Below are 21,425 nucleotides of genomic sequence, written 5' to 3'. Positions count from 1 at the left end.
GTAAGTCACCGTGCTCGGGGCGGAGGCCCCGGGGCGAGACCGCGACCCAAGGAGGAGAGGCCGTGAAGATCCTGGTGCTGGCCAAGCAGGTGCCGGACACGTGGCAGGAGCGTGAGCTGAGCCTGGAGACCGGCTGGGTGGTGCGCGACGGCGCGGCCGAGCCCGTGCCGGACGAGATCAGCGAGCGCGTCATGGAGGTCGCCCTGGGCTGGCGGGACGCCGGCGCGGACATCGAGGTCGTGGCCCTGACGGTGGGCCCCGAGGACTCCTCGAAGACCCTGCGCAAGATGCTGGCCATGGGCGCGGACTCCGCCGTGCAGATCACCGACGACGCACTCGTCGGCTCGGACGCCGTGCAGACGGCTCGCGTGATCGCCGCGGCCGTCGAGAAGGAGGGCGCCGACCTCGTGCTCGCCGGCACGGTGTCCACGGACGGCGGCACCGGCGTGGTGCCGGCCATGGTCGCCGAGCTCCTGGACCGGCCCTACCTGCCGCACGCCGAGGCCCCCGAGCTGACCGACGGCGAGCTGACCGGCACCGTGGCGACCTCGGACGCGGATGTGCGCGCCGCCGTCGCCCTGCCCGCCGTGGCGAGCCTGACGGAGAAGACCGCCGAGCCGCGGTTCCCGAACTTCAAGAACATCATGGCGGCCAAGAAGAAGCCGCTCACCGTGCTGTCCCTGGCCGACCTCGGCATCGCCGCGGGCCCGGCCGAGGCCGCCTACCGCTCCGTGATGGTCTCGGCGGACACGCGTCCCGAGCGCGCCGCGGGCGAGAAGATCACCGACGACGGCACCGCCGCCGAGCGGCTGGTGGAGTTCCTCGCGGGTCGGGGGCTCGTGTGAGCGCGAACGTGGAGGAGACCGAGATGACGACGCAGACCGACGCCGCGAACAGCGGTCAGACCGTGCTGGTGCACGCCGAGATCGGCGCGGACGGCGCGCTCCGCCCGGTCGTGGCCGAGCTGCTCGGCGCGGCCGCCACCGTGGGCGTGCCCGAGGCCGTCCTCGTGACCGATGCGGAGGGCAGGGACGCCGCCGTCGCCCGGCTGGGGGAGTACGGCGCCACGCGCGTCCACGTCCTCGTGGCCGACGACGCCGCCACCACCCTCGGCGACGCCGCCGTGCAGGCCCTCGCCGCCGCGGCCGCCCGCACCGCGCCCGTGGCCGTGCTGCTCTCCGGCAGTCCTGAGTCCCGCGCGGTGGCCGGCCGCCTGTCCGTCCGCGCCCGCGGCCCCGTCTGCGCGGATGCCGTGGGGCTGCGCTGGGCCGACGACGAGGTCATCGCCCGCCACTCCGTGTTCGGAGGCGACTACCTCAGCGAGTCCACCGGCGAGGGCGGCCCCCGGATCATCACCATGCGCCCCGGCGCCGTCGCGGACCGGGCCCCGGCCGTCGAGGCGCCCGAGGTCGTGGAGCTGGCCGCCGCCGAGCTGGGCCCGGTGACCGCCGGCGCCCGGGTGCTCGAGGTGAACGCCCGCACGCAGAACTCCGCCCGTCCGCCGTTGCGCGGCGCCAAGACCGTCGTCGCCGGCGGACGCGGCGTGGGCTCCGAGGAGGGCTTCGCGATCGTCGAGCAGCTCGCCGACGAGCTCGGCGCCGCCGTGGGCGCCTCGCGTGCCGCCGTCGACTCCGGCTACACCGCGGCCGAGCGCCAGGTGGGCCAGACCGGCGTGATCGTGTCCCCGAACCTGTACATCGCCCTCGGCATCTCCGGCGCCATCCAGCACCTGGCCGGCATGAAGACCGCCAAGACCATCGTGGCGATCGACAAGAACGAGGACGCCGAGATCTTCGAGCACGCCGACTTCGGCGTGGTCGGGGACATCTTCCAGGTGGTCCCGCAGGTCATCGAGCAGCTGCGCACCCGCCGCGGCTGAACCGGTGCGGGCGCGGTCCGCTGCGGACCGCGCCCCTCGGACGAGGAGAAGCATGCCCAAGCAGCGAATGGCCGGCTACGTCCCCCTGAAGGGCGCCCCGGCCGAGACCGAGCCCGCCCCCGCCCCGGCGCAGGACACCACGACGGCGGCCCCCGCCTCGGCCGCGGCCGCCGTCCCGGTGGCGCCGACCGCGCCGACGTCGGGCCTCACGCCCCTGTCCGCGCGACGCCGCATGGCCGGGTACGTCCCGTTCGCCCGCGAGGCCGAGTGGCTCGGCGGCGCCCCCGCCCCGGCCGCGGGATCGATCCCGGCCGCCGCCCCGGCGCGGTCCGTCGCGCCCGAGCCGATCGCCGCCTCGGCGTCCCCGACGCGGGCCCCCGCACCCGCGGAGACCGAGCCCGTCGTGCCGGACGTGGCGGCCGTCGTCGCCTCCGCGACCGGTGCGCCGGCCGCGGCCGGGGTGGGCGCTCCCGTGGAGTCCGACCTCGTGCCGCTCGCGAAGCGGCGACGCATGGCCGGGTACGTGCCGTTCGCCCGGGAGGGGGAGTGGTTCACCGAGCTCGCCGCCGTGGGCGGCCCCACCGCGCCGGAGATGGTGGCGCAGGAGGTCGACGCACCGGAGCAGGCCACCGCCGAGCCCACGGCCGAGCCCGCCGCCGCGGCGCCGGCCCGGCCGGTCGTCGCCGAGCTGGCCGATGTCGAGCCGGCCGATGCGGAACCGGCCGTCGCCGCCCCCGTGGCCGCGGCGTCGGCCCCCGAGGCCCCCACCGCGCCGGACACCCGTTCGGCCCCGCCGGCCTCCGCCGTGCAGCCGCCCCGGGCTGCCACCGGTACGCCCGCTCGGACCGCGGAGACGGACGCCGCCGAGTCCGCCGTCCCGTCCCGTCTGCGCAAGGCGCTGCCGGCGGTGGCCGGCGTCGTGGTGCTGGCGCTGCTCGCGGTGCTGGCCGCACGCTGGCTGCGGAGCCTGGACCCGGTGGCGGACTTCATCGCGACCTACGACGGGCACCCGGTCCTGCCCGAGGGCACCCCCGAGGGGATGCCCTGGTGGATGGGCTGGCAGCACTTCCTGAACATGTTCCTGATGGTGCTGATCATCCGGACGGGCCTGCAGATCCGTCACGAGACGCGGCCTCCGGCCAACTTCACTCCGACGAAGGACGGCCTGTTCTCCGCGCGGGGCAACACCCCGAAGAAGTTCTCGCTCACCATCTGGACGCACCAGGCCCTCGACGCGCTGTGGCTGCTCAACGGCGTGATCTTCGTGGTGCTGCTGATCGTCACCGGCCACTGGGCGCGGATCGTGCCCACGGACCCGCACGTGTTCCAGCACGCCCTGTCCGCCGGCATCCAGTACCTGTCCCTGGACTGGCCCACGGAGAACGGCTGGGTGCACTACAACGCGCTGCAGATGCTCTCCTACGCGCTGGTGGTGTTCGTGGCCGCCCCGCTCGCCGCCCTCACGGGCTGGCGCATGTCCTCGTGGTTCCCCACGGAGGCCAAGGGACTGAACAAGGCGTTCCCCATGGAAGTGGCCCGCAAGGTGCACTTCCCGGTGATGGTCTTCTTCGTGGCGTTCATCGTGGTGCACGTGTTCCTCGTGGCCTTCACGGGCCTGCTGACGAACCTGAACCACATGTACACCTCGCGCGGCGGGGCCACCGACGCGTGGGGCCTCGTGGTGTTCCTCGTGAGCGTGGCGGTCACCGCCGCCGCGTGGTTCTTCCTGAAGCCCGCCTTCACGGCCCCCGTGGCCTCCCGGTTCGGCACCGTGGGCCGCTGAGCCGGCCGCACGACGACGGCCCCTCCTCCTCCCGGGACTTTCGAACGTGATGTCGGGGGAATGAGCGCTTTCGAACGTGAGATAGGCCCTTTCTCACGTTCGAAAGCGCTCGGGTGCTCGGGCGGGCGGGGCGTCAGCTCCGGGCAGCGCGGAAGGTGACCTGCACCTGGACCATCGGCTTGTCGGCCACGGGGACGCCGTCGGCGCCGACCGGCACGAGGTCCACCTCCACGAGGCGCAGGGACCGGCCGGCGTGTCGCACCCGTGTGAGGGCGACCATCTCGCCATGCCCCGGGCGCACGAACACCACGTGCACGGCCTGGACGTCGTAGCGCACGCGGTCCGGCATGGCCGCCTGCGCGGCGATGACCGCCCGCAGCGTCATGGCCCCGCCGTGGACCGCGCCCGACGGGTTGGCCAGCTCCGGCTTCGGGGCGAAGCGGGCGCCCGCGCTCGCCGCGGCAGCGACGGCGGGGCGCACGTCCGGATCGGCCGCCGGCAGCGACTCGGGGCGGGCGGCCAGCAGCCCCGGCATGGGCACGCGGGTCTCGGCCCCGCGGGGCAGCCGTCCGGCCGCGACGAACTCGGCCATCCGCTCCGGCGCTCCGGCCGGCACCGACTGGAACCAGCCGGTCGCCTCGACGACGCGACGCCCGTCCGCGTCCTCGAGCCACGCGCGGGCCACGCCGCCGCCGGCATCCCAGGCCAGCGGGCGGGTCCAGCACTCCAGCAGCGGGCCGTCCTCGTCCCCGGCTGTGACCGCCGCCGCGTCGAAGGCGGGCAGCGGGCCGAGCACGTTGACCTGCAGCTCGGTGGTGACCACGGTCTCGATGTCCCGGGCCGCGTGGTGCACGGCCACCGCCGTGGCGTTGTCCATGATCACGGTGGCCGCCGCGCCGGTGGGCCGGCCGTCCAGGTCGAGGCACCACGGGCCGACCTCGAACGCGGCCGGGTTGAGGGCGCCGTTCCGCTCGGTCATCAGCGCATGGCGGCGGATGCCGAACAGCTGTTCCGTGCGGCCGGAGGGGTGGGAGCGGGGGCCGGTGGGCGAGTCCGCGGTGGGGCTGGTGGTGGTCTGCACGGGGAGCACGCTAGCCCACGGCCCGGCGGCGACACGGCTAATCATTGGATGTCCTATTATCGTGGTGACGACAGTCACACCCTGTCGCCGCCCGCGGTGTCACCCCCGCACCACCCCGTCGTGGACCGCCCGCGCGGCCGGCCCGAGCCCCAGGAGGACGAACCCATGTTCCCCATCACCGACGACCAGAAGGCCCTGGTCGACGCCGTCCGCGACTTGGCCGAGCAGCGCGTCGCCCCGCACGCCCTCGACTGGGACGCCGAGTAGCATTTCCCGGTGGACGTCCTCGCCGAGGCCGGCGAGCTCGGCCTGGGCGGCATCTACGTGGGGGAGGAGCACGGCGGCACCGGCCTGGCGCGCACGGACGCGATCCTGATCTTCGAGGAGCTCGCCAAGGCGGACCCGGCCTTCGCCGCCTACATCTCCATCCACAACATGGTCGCCTGGATGATCGACTCCTTCGGCAGCGACGAGCAGCGCGCCCGCTGGATCCCCGACCTCGTGGGCATGGAGCACCTGGCCAGCTACTGCCTCACCGAACCCGGCGCCGGCTCGGACGCGGCCGCGCTGAAGACCCGCGCCGTCCGCGACGGCGACCACTACGTCCTCAACGGCGTCAAGCAGTTCATCTCCGGCGCCGGCTCCTCCGGCTACTACGTGGTCATGTGCCGCACCGCGGACACGGGCGCCCGGGGGATCTCCGCCGTCGTGGTCCACAAGGACACCCCCGGCCTGTCCTTCGGCCCCAGCGAGAAGAAGATGGGCTGGCACACCCAGCCCACGCGCCAGGTGATCTTCGAGGACGTCCGCGTGCCCGTGGCCGACCGCCTCGGCGAGGAGGGCGACGGCTTCCGCATCGCCATGAAGGGCCTCAACGGCGGCCGCCTGAACATCGGCGCCTGCTCGATCGGCGGCGGCCTGGCCGCCCTGGACAAGGCCACCCGCTACCTCAAGGAGCGCAGCGCGTTCGGCGAGCCGCTCACCACCAAGCAGGCCCTCGTCTTCGAGCTCGCGGACATGTCCGTGAAGCTGGAGACCGCCCACACGATGCTCATGCGCGCCGCGGACGCCCTGGACCGCAACGACCCGGACACCGTGCGCCTGTGCGCCATGGCCAAGCTCGTGGCCACCGAGTCCGGCTACGAGGCCGCCGACACCGCCCTGCAGCTGCACGGCGGCTACGGCTACCTGCACGAATACGGCGTGGAGAAGCTCGTCCGGGACCTGCGCGTGCACCGGATCCTCGAGGGCTCCAACGAGATCATGCGCATGATCGTGGGCCGCGGCCTGATCGGCTGACGTCGGGGGCCCCACCCGGTCGCCCCACCCAGCACGGCGCCCCGCGGTCCCCACACGTGACCACGGGGCGCGGTCCGTCGGGGCGGGCTCAGCCGAGCTGCAGCGGGTCCACCCCGGACACGGGCTCGAAGTGCCCGGCCACGTCCTCGGTCGAGACGTCCTCGAGCCGGGCCGGGCTCCACGTCGGATCCTTGTCCTTGTCCACGAGCAGCGCGCGGATGCCCTCGGCCATGTCCGGCTCGCGCATCAGGTGGGTGGCGATCGTGAACTCCTGGCGCAGTGCGTCGGCCACGGTCAGGTCCGCTCCGCGCGCGGCCAGCCGGCGCTGGGCCTCGTGGGCCACGGCGACGGCGGTCGGGGACTTGGTGCGGATGGCCTCGGCGGCCTGCCCCGCGGCCTCGGCGTGCTCCCCGCCCGCGGCGGCGCGCTCGTCCAGGGCGGCGAGGACCTCGGCGGCCGTCTCCCGGTCGTAGACGTCCTCGATCCACTCCCGGCCGGCCACCAGCGCGGAGGCGGGCTGTGCGTCCTCGGCCACCGCGAACCGGGCCAGCACCTCGTCGGCGGCGGCGAAGGCGGCCTCGTCGCGCGCGCCCGCGTCCGCGGCCGGGCCGAGGGCGCCGAACGCCGCGGCGAGGGCCTGCTCGAGCTCGTCCAGCCGGGCGGACTCCACGAAGACGTCCGCCAGGCCCAGGGCCACCGCGTCGGACCCGGAGGCGTGCGCCGAGGTCGCGGCCAGGTGCCGGCCCGCCTGGAAGGGTGCGCGGGCGAGGTGGAAGGAGCCGCCGACGTCGGGGGTGAACCCGATCGCCGTCTCGGGCATGCCGGCGCGCGTCCGCTCGGTGGCCACACGGTGCGAGCCGTGCGCGGACACGCCCATGCCGCCGCCCAGGACGACGCCGTCCATGAAGGCCACGTACGGCTTGGGGTAGGCGGCGATGCGCTCGTTCATCGCGTACTCGTCGCGGAAGAACTCCTCGGCCTCCGCGAACCGCCCCGCCAGGAGGGAGGCGCGCAGGGAGACGACGTCGCCGCCGGCGCACAGTCCCTTCTCCCCGGCGCCGCGGATCAGCACGCCGCGCACGGCGGGGTCCGCGGCCCAGTCGGTCAGGGCCGCGTCGATCGCCCGGACCATGTCCTGCGTCAGCGCGTTCAGGGCGCGCGGACGGTTCAGCGTGATGCGGCCGAGGCCGTCGCGGACCTCGAGGAGCACCTCGTCCGCCGCGCCGTCCTGCCCGGCCGCGGGGGCCGTCGTCGCCGTGGTCTGCGCGTCGCTCATCGGTGCTGCCACCCCGCCTCGCGCTTCGCCGCGAACGCGTCCATGCCCTCCTTCTGGTCCGCCGTGGCGAACGCGGCGTGGAACACGCGGCGCTCGAAGGCGATGCCCTGGGCGAGCGTGGTCTCGAACGCGGCGTTGACGGCCTCCTTGGCCATCCAGGAGGCCGGCTTGGACTTGGACGCGATGGTCGCGGCCACCTCCAGCGCCTCCTCGAGGGCCTTCTCGTCGGCCACCACGCGGGAGACGAGTCCGATGCGCTCGGCCTCCTCCGCCCCGATCATGCGGCCGGTGAGGATCATGTCCATGGCCTTCGCCTTGCCCACGGCGCGGGTCAGGCGCTGGGAGCCGCCCATGCCGGGGATGACGCCGAGGTTGATCTCGGGCTGGCCGAACTTCGCGCCCTCGCCGGCCACGAGCACATCGGCCATCATGGCCAGCTCGCAGCCGCCCCCGAGGGCGTAGCCGGTCACGCACGCCACGATGGGGGTGCGGGCACGGGTGAGCCCGTCCCAGCCGGCGAACCAGTCGGCCGCGTACATCTCGGAGAACTCCTTGGTGGCCATCTCCTTGATGTCCGCACCGGCGGCGAACGCCTTGGGGGAGCCGGAGAGCAGGATCGCCCCGATCTCCGGGTCGGTGTCCAGCTCCTGTACCGCCGCGACGACGGCGCGCATCGTCGCCTCGTTCAGCGCGTTCAGGGCCTTTGGCCGGTTCAGGCGGATGTGGCCGACCCGGCCCTGCCGCTCCACGATGATCGGCGACTCGGCGCCGTCCGGGGTGGTCTGCTCGCTCATGCCTCGCTCCTGTCCGTGTGGGATGCTCGGATGTCCTCGATGATGCCGGAAAAGTCGCGGGCGGCGCCTTCTCCGGCGGCGTACTCGGCGTACTTGGCCTGCGCGAGGCGGCCCAGGTCGGCCGCCACGTCCTGCTCGTCCAGGGCCGCGAGCGCGAGCCCGAGGTCCTTGGCCATCAGGGCGCCGGCGAAGCCGGGCTGGAAGTCCCGGTTCGCGGGGGAGCCGGGGACGGGGCCGGGCACCGGGCAGTTGGTGGTCAGGGACCAGCACTGCCCGGAGGCCTTGCTCATCACGTCGTACAGGGCCTGGTGCTGCAGGCCCAGGCGCTCGCCCAGGACGAAGGCCTCGGCGACGGCGATCTGCGTGACCCCCAGCACCATGTTGTTGCAGATCTTCGCGGCCTGGCCCAGGCCGGCGGCCCCGCAGTGCACGATTCGCGCGCCCATGACCTCGAGCAGCGGCAGCACCTCGGCGTACACCTCGTCCGAGGCGCCCACCATGAAGGCGAGGGTGCCGGCCTCGGCGCCCACCTGGCCGCCCGAGACCGGCGCGTCGGCCGCCCGCATGCCCGCCGCCTCCGCCGCCGCGGCCGCCTCGCGGGCCTCGGCGACGTCGATGGTCGAGCAGTCCAGGAACACGGTGCCGGGCCGGGCGGCGGCGAGCAGGCCGCCGTCGCCGTCCTCACCCCGGTAGACGTCCAGCACCAGGCGTCCGTGGGGGAGCATGGTCAGCACGACGTCGGCCTCCGCGGCCGCCGCGGCCGTGTCCGTGACGGTCTCGACGCCGGCCGCACGGGCCTTCTCGAGGGCCTCGGGGACGAGGTCGAAGCCGAGCACGCGGTGGCCCGCGGCGGCGAGGTTGGCGGCCATGGGGCCGCCCATGTGGCCGAGGCCGAGGAACAGAACGGTGGTCATGGGGTCCTCCTGGTCGGGACGGGCTGCGGGGCGGTCAGGAGCCGGCCGGCATCACGAAGCTGGCGCCCTCGCGCACGCCGGAGGGCCAGCGTGTGGTGACGGTCTTCGTCTTGGTGTAGAACTTCAGCCCGTCCGTGCCGTGCTGGTTCAGGTCGCCGAAGCCGGAGGCCTTCCAGCCGCCGAAGGTGTAGTAGGCGATCGGCACGGGGATCGGCACGTTCACGCCGACCATGCCGGTGTCCACGCGGGTGGAGAAGTCGCGGGCGGCGTCGCCGTCGCGGGTGAAGATGGCCACGCCGTTGCCGAACTCGTGCTCGTTCACGAGCGTGAGCGCCTCCTCGTAGTCCTTCGCGCGGACCACGGAGAGCACCGGGCCGAAGATCTCCTCGCGGTAGATGCTCATCTCCGGGGTGACGCGGTCGAACAGGGTGGCGCCCACGTAGAAGCCGTCCTCGTGGCCCTCGACGACGACGCCCCGGCCGTCCTCGACCAGGTCGGCGCCCGCCTCGACGCCGGCCGCGATGTAGCCCTCGATGCGCTCCTTCGCGTCCTTCGAGACGACGGGGCCGAAGTCCGAGGACGCCTCGAGCGACGGGCCGACCCTGAGGTCCTTGATGCGCTCGCGGAGCAGCGCGATCAGGCGGTCGGCGGTCTCCTCGCCGACCGGGACGGCCACGGAGATCGCCATGCAGCGCTCGCCGGCGGAGCCGAAGGCGGCGCCGACCAGGGCGTCGGCGGTCATCTCGAGGTCCGCGTCCGGCATGACCACGGCGTGGTTCTTGGCCCCGCCGAAGCACTGCGCGCGCTTGCCCATGCGGCCGGCGTGGGCGTAGATGGACTGCGCGATCGGGGTGGAGCCGACGAAGCCGACGGCCTTGACGCGCGGGTCCTCGATGAGCGCGTCCACGGCGGCCTTGTCGCCGTGCACCACGTTGAGGGCGCCGGCGGGCATGCCGGCCTCGAGGGCCATCTCGGCCAGGCGCACCGGGACGGAGGGGTCGCGCTCGGAGGGCTTGAGGACGAAGGCGTTGCCCGCCGCCAGGGCGATGCCGGCCTTCCACAGCGGGATCATCGCCGGGAAGTTGAAGGGCGTGATGCCCACGGCCACGCCGAGCGGCTGGCGGATGGAGTGCACGTCGATGCCGGTGCCCGCGTCGGCGGTGAACTCACCCTTGAGCAGGTGCGGGGCGCCCGCGGCGAACTCCACGACCTCGATGCCGCGCTGGATGTCGCCCTGGGCGTCCGGGAAGGTCTTGCCGTGCTCCTGGGCGAGCACGGTGGCCAGCTCGTCCATGTTCTCGTTGATCAGGTCGACCCAGCGCAGCAGGATGCGGCCGCGGCGCTGCGGGTTCAGCCTCGACCACGCGGCGAAGCCCTCCTCGGCGGAGGCCAGGGCGGCGTCGATCTCCTCGGCGGAGGCCAGCGGCACGCGCCCCGCCACGCCGCCCGTGGCCGGGTGGTAGACGTCGCCGTGCCGGCCGGAGGCGCCCTCGCGCCGCTCGCCGTGCACGAAGTGGGGGATCACGGGGGCGGTCTCGGTGGGCGCGGTCTTCTCGGACATGGGGGCTCCTCGCGGGTCCAGGCGGAAGGCGGACGCCGGGCGGCGCCGCCCACGGCGGGCGGGGCGGGCCCGGCCGTGCGTGTGATCTGGGTTACTCATCCGCTAATCTAAGATGAGAACGTAGGACATGCAACTATCGAACTCGGGGGGTATCCCGAGGAGGAAGGGAGGGTCCGCCCATGGACCTGTCGAACCAGAGCGCGATCGTCACCGGCGGGGCCTCGGGCCTCGGCCATGCCACCGCCCGCCGCCTGGCGGACGCGGGCGCCGCCGTCGTGGTGGTCGACCTGCCGGACCGCGAGGGCGAGACCGTCCGTGCCGACGCCGTGGCCGCCCTCGGCCCCCGCACGCGCTTCGTGACGGGCGACGTCACCGCCGAGGACACCGCCCGGGAGGCCGTGGCCGCCGCGCTGGAGGCCGGGCCGCTGCGGGTGCTGGTCAACTGCGCCGGCGTGGCGACGCCGGGCAAGCTCGTGGGTCGCGACGGGCCGCTGTCCACCGAGGTGCTGAGCCGGGTCCTGGCGATCAACGCGGTCGGCACCGTGTCGATGATGGCCCAGGCCGCCGCCGCGATGAAGGCGCAGGAGCCGCTCGGCGAGGACCGCGGCGTCATCGTCAATACCGCCTCCGTGGCGGCCTACGACGGGCAGATCGGCCAGATCGCGTACTCCGCCTCCAAGGGCGCCGTGGTCGCGCTGACCCTGCCCGCGGCCCGCGAGCTCGCCTCCTCGCAGATCCGCGTGGTCACGATCGCCCCCGGTCTGATGGAGACGCCCATGATGGCCGGCCTGCCCGAGGCCGCCCGCGAGGCGCTGTCCACCAAGACCCCGCATCCGGCCCGCCTCGGCCGGCCCGAGGACTACGCGCTGCTCGTCGAGCAGATCGTGTCCAACCCGTTCCTGAACGGCGAGGTCATCCGGCTCGACGGCGCCGTGCGCCTCGAGCCCCGCTGAGTCGGACGGTCCGGAGGCCGGAGGGCGCGTCAGGAGGAGGTGTGCTCCGCCGTCGCGGGCGCGCCGGCGTCGGGGCCGTCGGCCTGGAAGTCGCCGGCCTCGGCGCGGAACCGGCCGAGGACGTCGATGAGGGTGTCCACGTCCGCCGGACCGAAGCCGGAACGGCCGAAGACCTCGGCGTTGAGCGTCTCCGTGGCGGCGACGGCGACGCGCCGGCCCTCGTCCGTGAGGGCGAGCACGAGCGCGCGGCGGTCCGACTCGTGGGGTGTGCGCTCCACCAGCCCGGCGGCCTCGAGCCGGTCCACCGCATTGGTCACCGAGGTGGGGTGGACCTGCAGGAGCGCGGACGCCTTGGACATCCGCATCCGCTTCTCGCGCGAGAAGTTCAGCAGCGCCAGCAGCTCGTACCGCGCGAAGGTGAGCCCGTAGGGCTTGAGCGCGGCCTGCGCCCGACCCAGCAGGATCTGCTGGGCCCGCATGATCGAGGTGATGGCGGCCATCGGGCGGGCGACGTCACCCCATCCGTGACGCTCCCAGTTCCGGGCGGCCTCCCGGATGGGGTCCTGGGCGAGGGGTGGCTTCTTCATGGCGCTCCAGACTAGCGGCGCACCGGGGGTCCCCCGCCACCGCCGGACACGGACGGGGCGGTGGCGGGGAACGGCCGGTCAGCGCTGCAGGTCCAGGTCCTCCTCCCGGAACTCGGTGCCGTAGCCGTCCGGGGCGGCGCCCGTCTGGGCGCGCTCGACCTCGGCCTTGCGCAGCTCCACGCGGCGGATCTTGCCCGAGATGGTCTTCGGCAGCTCGAGGAACTCGATGCGGCGGATGCGCTTGTACGGGGGCAGCTGGGTGAGCGTGAACCGCAGGATCGCCCGGGCGGTCTCCGCGGTGGGCTCGTGGCCCGGGGCGAGGGTGACGAAGGCCTTCGGCACGGCCAGGCGCAGCTCGTCCGGGGTGGGGACGATCGCGCCCTCCATCACGGCCGGGTGCTTGACCAGCACCGACTCCAGCTCGAACGGGGACACCTTGTAGTCCGAGGACTTGAAGACGTCGTCCGCGCGGCCCACATAGGTCAGCACGCCGTTCTCGTCGCGGCGGGCGATGTCGCCGGTGTGGAACACGCCGTCGCGGAACACCTCGTCCGTCTTCTCCTGGTTGCCGTAGTAGGACTTCAGCAGGCCCACCGGACGCGGGTCCAGGCGCAGGCAGATCTCGCCCTCCTCGGCCTCCTGGCCCGTGAGCGGGTCGAGCAGGGTGACGTCCATGCCGGGCAGCGGGCGGCCCATGGAGCCGATGACGACCTTCTGGCCCGGGGTGTTGGCGATCTGCAGGGTGGTCTCGGTCATCCCGAAGCCGTCGCGGATCGTGGTGCCCCACGCCTTGTGCACCTGGTCGATCACCTCGGCGTTGAGCGGCTCGCCCGCGGAGATGGTCTTGGTCGGCGGGGTCGTCAGCTGCGCCAGGTCCGCCTTGATGAGCATGCGCCACACGGTGGGCGGGGCGCAGAAGCTCGTGACGCCGTAGCGCTCCATGTTGGCCATCAGGGCCGCGGGGTCGAACTTGCGGGCGTTGTGCACGAAGATCGTGGCCTCCGCGATCCACGGGGCGAAGAAGTTGGACCACGCGTGCTTGGCCCAGCCCGGGGAGGCCACGTTGAGGTGCACGTCGCCCGGCTCCAGACCGATCCAGTAGAGCGTCGTGAGGTGGCCGACCGGGTACGAGGTGTGGGTGTGCTCCACGAGCTTCGGCTTCGAGGTGGTGCCCGAGGTGAAGTAGAAGAGCAGCGTCTCGTCGGCGGGGGTCGGCTCGGCCGGGGTCAGCTCGGTGGCGGCGTCGTCGGCGTCGTCGTAGGAGAGCACGGTGTGGCCGGCGACCTCGGGGGCGCGGCGCGCCGGGCCCTCCGCGAAGACGCCCGGCACGTGCACCAGGTGCAGGTCCTCGCCGACGCCGGCGAACTTGGCCAGGTCCTCGGCGCCGGCCACGGCCCACGCGGCGCCGGCGCGCGTCACGCGGTCCTCGAGGTCCCCGGAGGTCATCTGCGTGGTGGTGGGCACCATGACCACCCGCAGCTTGATGCAGGCGAGCATGAACTCCCACAGCTCCACCTGGTTGTTCAGCATCAGGATGAGGCGGTCGCCGCGGCGCAGGCCCTGCGCGGAGAGCCAGTTCGCCACCCGGCTGGAGGCCGCGGAGAGCTCGGCGAAGGTGCGTTCGGTGCTGCGCCCGTCGTCCTCGGCGATGATCAGCGCCGGCACGTCCGCGCGGGCCGGGTCCTGGGCCAGGCGGTCGAACCAGTCGAAGCCGAAGTTGAAGTGCTCGAAGCGGGGCCACTCGAACTCGGCGCGGGCGCGCTCATAGTCGGTCTGGCACTCGACCAGCAGGTCGCGGGCCGCGCGGAACACCTCCGTCGGTGACGGGGCGGCGACGGCGGTGGGGTCCTGGACGGTCATGGGTCCCTCCTCGGGATGGCTGCTGAACGGATCCTTGGCCGGGGGCCTGTGATCTGGAACACTACTGGCAGACCTGGATAGTTGGAAGTCCTACAGTCGGATTCGCGGCGAAACCGCCCGCCGTCGTCGGACCGCCCCCGAAGGAGAGCCATGACCGCCATCGCCGACCGCCCCGTCCCCGACTCCGGCGCGCCCGCCGTCCCCCCCGGCCTGCCCCACGTGGACCTGCTGCGCCTGCGGGACCGCCTCGAACCGGTCGAGCGTGCCCGGCTCGACGCGATCGAGGACCACCTGCAGACCCGCGTGCGGCCACACCTGACCCGCTACTGGGACGCCGAGGAGTTCGCGTTCGACCTGCTGCCGGGCCTGGCCGAGCTGGGTCTGGGGCGCCTCGTCCTGGACGGCTCGTCCTCGCTGTTCCAGCAGCTCGTGCACGCGGAGATCGCCCGTGTGGACCTGTCCCTGTCCGCCCTCGTGGGCATCCACAACGAGCTCAACCTCGGCATGATCGCCGGCCTGGGCTCAGAGCGTCAGAAGGCCACGTGGCAGGGGCGCCTCGAATCCTTCGACGCCCTGGGCGCGTTCTGCCTCACCGAGCCGGACCACGGCTCGGACATCGCCGGAGGCCTCGCCACCACCGCCACCCGCGACGGCGACGAGTGGGTCATCCGCGGCGCCAAGCGCTGGATCGGGGCCGGCACGATCGCCGACGTCGCGCTCGTCTGGGCGCGCGACACCGCCGACGGCGAGATCAAGGGCTTCGTGGTGCCCACCGACACCCCCGGCTACGAGGCCACCAAGATCAGCGGGAAGATGGGCCTGCGGATCATGCAGAACGCGGACATCACCCTGGACGTGCGCCTGCCCACGGACGCGATCCTGCCCGGCGCCACCACCTTCGCCGCCACCCGCGCCCTGCTGCGCGACTCGCGCATGTGGGTCGGCTGGCAGGGCGTCGGCGCGCAAATGGGCGTGCTGGACGTGCTGCGCTCCTACGCGCTGCGGCGGCAGCAGTTCGGTCGCCCGCTGGCCGCGTTCCAGCTGATCCAGGCCCAGATCGCCGAGGTCGCCGGCAACCTGGCCGCCTCCGCCGGGATGATGCTCCAGGTGGACGCCCTGCGGCAGGAGGGGCGGATGGAGATGATGCACGCGGCGATGGCCAAGGCCACCTCGACCCGGCTGGCCCGGTCCTCGGCGGCGCTCGCCCGCGACGCCCTCGGCGGCAACGGCCTGCTCACGGAGCACGAGATCGCCAAGATCATGGGGGACGTGGAGGCCATCTACTCCTACGAGGGCTCCTACGGCATGAACACCCTGATCGTGGGGCGTGCCCTCACGGGCGTCTCGGCCTTCGTGTGAGCCACGCGTCCTGCAGGTCCTGGATCAGCGGGCGGTGGGCGATGAGCAGCAGCACGCCGGCGACCGGGATGACCACCTCGAAGCCCAGCCAGAGGTAGCCGGCCGCGCCCGCCACCCCGCCCAGGAAGAACAGGGCCACGAGCAGCGCCAGCAGTCCCACGCGCCGCGGTTCCCCGACGACGGGGGCCGCGGCCGCGGGCGCGTTGCGGTACAGGATCTTGCCGAGCTCGACGCCGATGTCCGTGACCATGCCCGTCACGTGCGTGGTGCGGATCGGCCACGCCCCGATGCGGGTGATCAAGGCGTTCTGCAGGCCCATGGTGAAGCACAGCACGGCCACCACGACCAGCGGCCGGTGCGCATCGCGGACGTGCTCGGCGAGCAGGCCGAACACCAGCATGCCGACGCCCTCGAGCAGGAGGATGTTGGCGTAGCGCGAGCGGAGGCCGTTGACCCGGCCCCAGTTGAACACCAGCGCGCAGACGACCGCGCCCAGGATGAACATGGCCAGCGCGAGCAGGCCCGTGCCGACCAGACCCGGGGCGTGGAGGACCGCCGCGTCCGCCATGGACGCCACGATCCCCGTCATGTGGGACGTGTACGTGGCCACGGCGACGAAGCCCACGGAGTTGAGGATCCCCGCGATCGCGGTCAGCACCAGCGCCAGGTGGGTGTTGCGGCGCACGGTGCGCTCGGGGGCGCACAGGTTGAGCACCCCGCCATCCTACGACCGGACGCCGCCGTCGGCGCCGACGCGGGAGGCGCTGTCGTCGACGCCTCCCTCACCGTGCCCGGGCTCAGTAGCTGGAGTAGCCGTCCTCCGACAGGGTGTGCTTCTCGTCGCCGGTGATGGCGGGGTTGAACACCGAGATCAGGTGCATGTCCTCGGTGCCGCCGCGCAGGTCGTGCGGCTCGTGGTCCGGCAGGACGTAGATGACACCCGGCGTGATCTCGTGGACGGTGCCGTCCGGCTCCACCACGGAGCCGTTGCCCGCGATGCAGTAACAGGCCTCCTTGTGGTTGCGGTACTGGAGCTTCGAGGACGATCCGGCGCGCACGATCGTGTGGGCGACGGCGAAACCCATCTCGTCCTTCGCGGTGATGAGGCGTTCGGAGGTGCCTCCGCCCCACTCGACCTTCTCGACGTCGTTCCGGCTACGGGTGTACATGGCGTTCCTTTCGGCGAGCTCTGCGGGTCGGGCAAAGGGCCGTAGCCCTGGCTCCATCGTAGGGATGCCCGTCTCAGACCATAAGGGGCAACACGTGGGGGCTCATATGGGATGAAATAGTCCAGATCCACTATGATGTGTATCATACCCGGCATACGCTTCATCTTGACCCATGCGGGCCGGAGATGGAGGAGACGCGATGGCAACGCAGGCGAGGGATGGCCGGTTCTCCAATGAGGTGTTGCCCCAAGACGAGAGGCCTAGTCGTTTCGGTCCGGGGCTAATCATCGCCGCGTCCTTCATCGGGCCGGGGACCATCACAACCTCCATCGTTACCGGAGCCGAGCAGGGATTCGTCCTGGCCTGGGCTGTCGTCTTCTCAATTTTGGCCACCATCGTCTTGCAGGAGATGTCGGGACGGTTGGGCCTCGCGACCCGCATGAGTCTCGGACACGCTCTGCGCGAGGTGTTCTCCTCGGTGCCGGCACGACTTGTCATGGCGATCCTCGTCGTCGCGGCGATCGGCATCGGAGGGGCGTCCTACGCCGGTGGTGACACAGTCGGCACCGCCCTCGCCTTGACTAGTGTGACCGGACTCAGTCAGCCCGTGGTCGTCATCGGGATCGTCCTCACGATCGGCATTCTGCTCTGGACAGGCAGCTACAAACTGATCGAGCGGGTGCTGACCGTCATGGTCGGGTTATTGGGGCTGCTGTTCATCGTCACTGCAGTCCTAGTTCAGCCTCCGATCGGCGACCTCTTGATGGGCATGTTCATTCCCCGGCTGCCACCCGGCACGGCGTTGCTGGCGGTCGCACTGATCGGGACCACCGTGGTCCCTTACAACCTCTTCCTGCACGCGAGTTTGGTGCAGGAGAAATGGGGGCCGGGTCTGGATTCGCGGGAATCTCTCCGAGCGGCGAGGACGGACACGGCGGTGTCGATCTCCGTCGGAGGTGTAATCACTCTGGCCGTGATGGCGACGGCGTTCGGTGGGATGTACGTCAAGGGCATGCAGGCCGAGACCGGTCGGGACCTCGCCTCCGCCCTGGAACCCCTCCTCGGGGACGCGGCTGGCTGGGTGTTCGCGGCGGGCATGTTCGCGGCCGGGTTCACGTCCGCCGTAGCCGGCCCGCTCGGCGCGGCGTACGCGATTGCCGGCACACTGGGCCAGGACACCGATCTGCGCAGCGTCCCTGCTCGCATCGTGTGGGGCGCAGTCCTTGCGATCGGTGCCCTCATTGCCCTGACGGGAACGAATCCCACGGAGGTCATCGTCATCGCACAGGCGGCGAACGGGCTTCTCCTGCCCATCGTGGCCGTATTCCTGATGGTCGTGATGAACAGTCGTCGGCTGATGGGCTCGCATCGGAACGGCCCACTGGCCAACGCCCTGGGAGGGCTTGTCTGTCTTGTCGTCATCGGGCTCGCGGTTTACCAGCTGGGCGGGCTTGCCGGGCTGTGGGATTGAGGCCCGGCGATGACGCGCGCCGCCGAATGACGTCCCTTACCGACTGTCGTGAGCCGACGGCATGCGACTGAGTCATTCCTCCCGTCACCCGTTTCCTGAACGAAAGCGCTTCGACACGCCGCCGTTTCATCAACGAAAGACCTCGACACGCCCCGTCCGGCCCCTCCCGGTCGCCCTGTGACGCGGCCTACACGTGTGGGATACTGGCGGCACGCCGCATGCCCCGCGCGGGAGAGCGTCGGCGCGCGTCCTGCCCCGGCCGGCCGCGTGAGCAGGCCGCCGAAGGAGCAAACCCTCCCCGGGAATCTCTCAGGCATCCGTACCGCGTGGGGTCAGGCGCTCTGGAAAGCGTCTCACTCCGCCGCGCCCGCGTCCGGACCGAGACCACCGACGGTGCAAGCCGCCCACCCGGGCGTCGGAAACTCTCAGGTCCATGACAGAGCGGGGAGGAGCAGACCCACGCCGTGACCACGGCAGGATCCCCCCGGAGGTACCCCGTGACCAGCCCCCAGACCACCGAGAGCACGACCGCGCTGCCCCACGAGCGCATCGAGCCCAAGGACGCCGCCTCGGCCCCCTTCGTGGCCCGCCACATCGGCCCGCGCCCCGCGGACGTCGAGCACATGCTGCAGACCCTGGGCTACGACTCGCTCGAGGCCCTCGTGGACACCGCCGTCCCCGCCGGCATCCGCCAGCCGAAGCCCCTCGAGCTGCCCGCCCCGCTGACCGAGTCCGCGGTCCTGGAGCAGCTGCGCGAGATCGCCGGCCGCAACGTCATGAAGACCCAGATGATCGGGCAGGGCTTCTCGGACACCGTCACCCCGGGCGTCATCCTCCGCAAGGTGCTGGAGAACCCGGCCTGGTACACGGCCTACACGCCGTACCAGCCGGAGATCTCCCAGGGCCGCCTCGAAGCCCTCCTGAACTACCAGACGATGGTCCAGGACCTCACCGGCCTGGACATCGCCAACGCCTCTCTGCTGGACGAGGCCTCCGCCGCCGCCGAGGCCGTGCTCCTCATGCACCGCGCCAACCGCCGCAGGACCGACGGCGTCACCCTCCTCGACGCGGACCTCTTCCCGCAGACCCTCTCCGTGGTGCGCCTGCGCGCCGAGGCCGTGGGCATCGACGTGCGCGTGGCCGACCTCTCCGCAGGCATCCCGGAGGACGTCCGCGCCGAGGTCGAGGAGAAGGGCCTGTGCGGCGTCGTGCTGCAGCAGCCCGGCGACTCCGGCCGCATCCACGACCACGCCGCCGTCATCGCGCAGGCCAAGGAGGCCGGCGCCCTCGTGACCGTCGCCGCGGACATCCTCTCCCTCGCCCTGATCACTCCGCCCGGGGAGCAGGGTGCGGACATCGCCGTCGGCTCCACGCAGCGCTTCGGCGTGCCCCTGTTCTTCGGCGGCCCCCACGCCGCCTACATGGCCGTGAAGGAGGGCCTGCAGCGCAGCATGCCGGGCCGCCTCGTGGGCGTCTCCCACGACGACGCCGGCAAGCCCGCCTACCGCCTCGCCCTCCAGACGCGCGAACAGCACATCCGGCGCGAGAAGGCCACCTCCAACATCTGCACCGCCCAGGCGCTGCTCGCGATCGTCGCCTCGATGTACGCCGTCTACCACGGCCCCCAGGGCATCGCCCGCATCGCCCGCCACGCCCACGCCCAGGCCGTCCGCCTGGCGGAGGCGCTGCGGGCCGGTGGCGTCGAGGTCGCCGAGGAGCACTTCTTCGACACGATCACCGTCCGCGTGCCCGGCCGGGCCGAGCAGGTCCTGCAGGCCGCCGAGGAGAACGGCGTGAACCTGCGCCTGGTGGACGCGGACACCCTGCGGATTGCCGCCGATGAGACCACCGTCGACGCCGACCTCGTGGCCGTCCTGACGGCGTTCGGCCTGGACGCGGGCTCCCTGCCGGCCTCCGCGCACGAGGGCGCCGTGGCCACCCCGGCCGTGCCGGAGTCGCTGCGCCGCTCCTCCGCGTTCATGACGCACCCGGTGTTCAACACCCACCACTCGGAGACGAAGATGCTGCGCTACCTGCGCCGCCTCTCCGGCTACGACCTGGCGCTGGACCGCACCATGATCCCGCTGGGCTCGTGCACCATGAAGCTCAACGCCACCGCGGAGATGGAGGCCATCTCCTGGCCCGAGTTCTGCTCCATCCACCCGTTCGCGCCCGACCACCAGACCGAGGGCTGGCGGTTCCTGATCGCGGACCTGGAGTCCAAGCTCGCCGAGATCACCGGCTACGCGGGCGTCTCGGTGGCCCCGAACGCCGGCTCGCAGGGTGAGTTCGCGGGCCTGTGGGCCATCCGCCAGTACCACCTGGCCCGCGGCGAGGGCGAGCGGGACATCTGCCTGATCCCGGCCTCCGCCCACGGCACCAACGCGGCCTCGGCCGTGCTGGCGGGGCTGAAGGTCGTCGTCGTCGCCACCGCCGACGACGGCACGATCGACGCCGCCGACCTGGGCGCCAAGATCGCGGCCAACGAGGGCCGCATCGCGGCCATCATGATCACCTACCCCTCCACGCACGGCGTGTACGACGCCGACGTCAAGGAGGTCTGCGCCACGGTGCACGCCGCGGGCGGCCAGGTGTACATCGACGGCGCCAACCTCAACGCGCTCGTGGGCCTGGCCCAGCCGGGCGAGTTCGGCGGAGACGTCTCCCACCTGAACCTGCACAAGACGTTCTGCATCCCGCACGGCGGCGGGGGCCCGGGCGTGGGCCCCGTGGCGGTGGGCGAGCACCTGGTGCCGTACCTGCCCTCCCGCGAGGCCCTGATGACCGCGGCCCCGCACGGCTCGGCCGGCGTGCTGCCCATCTCCTGGGCCTACATCCACCTGATGGGCGCCGAGGGCCTGCGCTCCGCCACCGCGCACGCGCTGCTGGGCGCCAACTACATCTCCCGCCGCCTCGCGCCCCTCTACCCGACGCTGTACACGGGCAACGACGGCCTCGTGGCGCACGAGTGCATCCTCGACCTGCGCGAGCTCACGGCCCGCACGGGCGTGACCGCCGAGGACGTGTGCAAGCGCCTCATCGACTACGGGTTCCACGCCCCCACCCTGGCGTTCCCCGTGGCCGGCACGCTCATGGTGGAGCCCACCGAGTCCGAGGACCTCGAGGAGATCGAGCGGTTCATCGAGGCGATGGAGGCCATCCACGCCGAGATCACCGCCGTCACCCCGGAGACCGTGGCGGACTCCGTCCTGCGTCGCGCCCCGCACACCCTCAACGTCCTGATGGCCGACGAGTGGGATCGCCCCTACTCGCGCGCCCAGGCGGGCACGCCGGTGCCGAGCCTGCGTCTGGACAAGTACCTGCCGCCGGTGGGCCGCATCGACGGCGCCTACGGCGATCGCAACCTCGTGTGCTCGTGCCCGCCGCCCGAGGCGTTCGAGGGCGCCGTGGCCGACACCGCCGACGAGGACTGAGAGGA

At 72.6% G+C, this 21,425-nt stretch carries 16 protein-coding genes, 1 pseudogene and 1 riboswitch; of the genes and pseudogenes, 8 read left to right on the top strand and 9 right to left on the bottom strand.

The window, feature by feature from the left end; translation table 11 throughout:
• The first annotated feature begins 62 nt into the window (after nucleotides 1-62).
• Genes ACUW6W_RS09625 through ACUW6W_RS09615 form a run of 3 tightly spaced genes read left to right on the top strand, consistent with a single transcriptional unit; the run spans nucleotide 63 to nucleotide 3,662 of the window.
• Nucleotides 63-845 (top strand): electron transfer flavoprotein subunit beta/FixA family protein, encoded by a 783-nt coding sequence (locus ACUW6W_RS09625; RefSeq protein ID WP_216886429.1) that lies wholly within the window; start codon nucleotides 63-65, stop codon nucleotides 843-845.
• The gene (locus tag ACUW6W_RS09620; protein ID WP_036315473.1) at nucleotides 842-1,879 is read left to right on the top strand and encodes an electron transfer flavoprotein subunit alpha/FixB family protein; all 1,038 of its coding nucleotides are present in this window, start codon (nucleotides 842-844) and stop codon (nucleotides 1,877-1,879) included. Before ACUW6W_RS09625 ends, ACUW6W_RS09620 begins: the two co-directional genes overlap by 4 nt.
• A 52-nt stretch (nucleotides 1,880-1,931) precedes the next feature.
• The gene (locus ACUW6W_RS09615) at nucleotides 1,932-3,662 is read left to right on the top strand and encodes a cytochrome b/b6 domain-containing protein (protein ID WP_454180154.1); all 1,731 of its coding nucleotides are present in this window, start codon (nucleotides 1,932-1,934) and stop codon (nucleotides 3,660-3,662) included.
• 133 nt (nucleotides 3,663-3,795) lie between these two features.
• Here ACUW6W_RS09615 and ACUW6W_RS09610 read toward each other — a convergent pair whose 3' ends face one another.
• Nucleotides 3,796-4,743 (bottom strand): PaaI family thioesterase, encoded by a 948-nt coding sequence (locus ACUW6W_RS09610; protein ID WP_073116407.1) that lies wholly within the window; start codon nucleotides 4,741-4,743, stop codon nucleotides 3,796-3,798.
• A 165-nt stretch (nucleotides 4,744-4,908) separates the two neighbouring features.
• Between ACUW6W_RS09610 and ACUW6W_RS09605 the strand changes: the two are divergent.
• Nucleotides 4,909-6,042, top strand: a pseudogene (locus tag ACUW6W_RS09605) (acyl-CoA dehydrogenase family protein).
• Between the two features lie 88 nt (nucleotides 6,043-6,130).
• Here ACUW6W_RS09605 and ACUW6W_RS09600 read toward each other — a convergent pair.
• The 4 genes from ACUW6W_RS09600 to ACUW6W_RS09585 are packed head-to-tail and all read right to left on the bottom strand — an operon-like array spanning nucleotide 6,131 to nucleotide 10,587.
• Nucleotides 6,131-7,318, bottom strand: a complete 1,188-nt coding sequence (locus ACUW6W_RS09600; protein WP_135019532.1) for an enoyl-CoA hydratase/isomerase family protein — start codon at nucleotides 7,316-7,318, stop codon at nucleotides 6,131-6,133.
• Entirely contained in the window at nucleotides 7,315-8,112 is a 798-nt protein-coding gene (locus ACUW6W_RS09595) for an enoyl-CoA hydratase (RefSeq protein WP_100059002.1), read from the bottom strand. The genes ACUW6W_RS09600 and ACUW6W_RS09595 overlap by 4 nt, the downstream gene beginning before the upstream one ends.
• On the bottom strand, nucleotides 8,109-9,026 hold the full coding sequence (gene mmsB, locus ACUW6W_RS09590) for a 3-hydroxyisobutyrate dehydrogenase (RefSeq protein WP_135019531.1): 918 nt from the start codon (nucleotides 9,024-9,026) through the stop codon (nucleotides 8,109-8,111). Before mmsB ends, ACUW6W_RS09595 begins: the two co-directional genes overlap by 4 nt.
• Before the next feature lie 34 nt (nucleotides 9,027-9,060).
• Nucleotides 9,061-10,587, bottom strand: a complete 1,527-nt coding sequence (locus ACUW6W_RS09585; protein WP_135019530.1) for a CoA-acylating methylmalonate-semialdehyde dehydrogenase — start codon at nucleotides 10,585-10,587, stop codon at nucleotides 9,061-9,063.
• Nucleotides 10,588-10,766: 179 nt separating this feature from the next.
• Between ACUW6W_RS09585 and ACUW6W_RS09580 the strand changes: the two genes are divergently transcribed.
• Nucleotides 10,767-11,540 carry an SDR family NAD(P)-dependent oxidoreductase gene (locus ACUW6W_RS09580; protein WP_036316150.1) on the top strand — a complete coding sequence of 258 codons (774 nt, stop codon included), beginning with the start codon at nucleotides 10,767-10,769 and terminating at the stop codon, nucleotides 11,538-11,540.
• A gap of 29 nt (nucleotides 11,541-11,569) precedes the next feature.
• Here ACUW6W_RS09580 and ACUW6W_RS09575 read toward each other — a convergent pair whose 3' ends face one another.
• Together ACUW6W_RS09575 and ACUW6W_RS09570 are read right to left on the bottom strand one after the other, a co-directional pair.
• Nucleotides 11,570-12,127, bottom strand: coding sequence for a MarR family winged helix-turn-helix transcriptional regulator (locus ACUW6W_RS09575; protein ID WP_036316148.1), 558 nt, complete (start codon nucleotides 12,125-12,127; stop codon nucleotides 11,570-11,572).
• A gap of 78 nt (nucleotides 12,128-12,205) precedes the next feature.
• A complete protein-coding gene (locus tag ACUW6W_RS09570; protein WP_036316146.1) occupies nucleotides 12,206-13,987 on the bottom strand; it encodes an AMP-binding protein in 1,782 nt (593 codons plus the stop codon).
• Between the two features lie 150 nt (nucleotides 13,988-14,137).
• Here ACUW6W_RS09570 and ACUW6W_RS09565 point away from each other — a divergent pair, with 150 nt between their 5' ends.
• Entirely contained in the window at nucleotides 14,138-15,346 is a 1,209-nt protein-coding gene (locus ACUW6W_RS09565; protein ID WP_036383962.1) for an acyl-CoA dehydrogenase family protein, read from the top strand.
• Here the strand turns inward: ACUW6W_RS09565 and ACUW6W_RS09560 are convergent.
• Entirely contained in the window at nucleotides 15,321-16,061 is a 741-nt protein-coding gene (locus tag ACUW6W_RS09560) for a YoaK family protein (protein WP_036383960.1), read from the bottom strand. The two genes, ACUW6W_RS09565 and ACUW6W_RS09560, sit on opposite strands and share 26 nt — an antisense overlap.
• An 82-nt stretch (nucleotides 16,062-16,143) precedes the next feature.
• Entirely contained in the window at nucleotides 16,144-16,515 is a 372-nt protein-coding gene (locus ACUW6W_RS09555) for an ectoine synthase (protein WP_036338798.1), read from the bottom strand.
• Between the two features lie 199 nt (nucleotides 16,516-16,714).
• Here ACUW6W_RS09555 and ACUW6W_RS09550 point away from each other — a divergent pair, with 199 nt between their 5' ends.
• Both ACUW6W_RS09550 and gcvP read left to right on the top strand, forming a co-directional pair.
• On the top strand, nucleotides 16,715-17,986 hold the full coding sequence (locus ACUW6W_RS09550) for an Nramp family divalent metal transporter (RefSeq protein ID WP_080694971.1): 1,272 nt from the start codon (nucleotides 16,715-16,717) through the stop codon (nucleotides 17,984-17,986).
• Nucleotides 17,987-18,204: 218 nt separating this feature from the next.
• A riboswitch (glycine riboswitch) is annotated at nucleotides 18,205-18,321 on the top strand.
• A gap of 162 nt (nucleotides 18,322-18,483) precedes the next feature.
• Entirely contained in the window at nucleotides 18,484-21,420 is a 2,937-nt protein-coding gene (gene gcvP / locus ACUW6W_RS09545) for an aminomethyl-transferring glycine dehydrogenase (protein WP_317676627.1), read from the top strand.
• The last annotated feature ends 5 nt before the right edge of the window (nucleotides 21,421-21,425 follow it).

This window comes from Micrococcus sp. 093350064-1, from assembly GCF_053627955.1.
The sequence above is the reverse complement of the archived record's forward strand: the minus strand, read 5'-3'. Positions and strand labels throughout refer to the sequence as shown.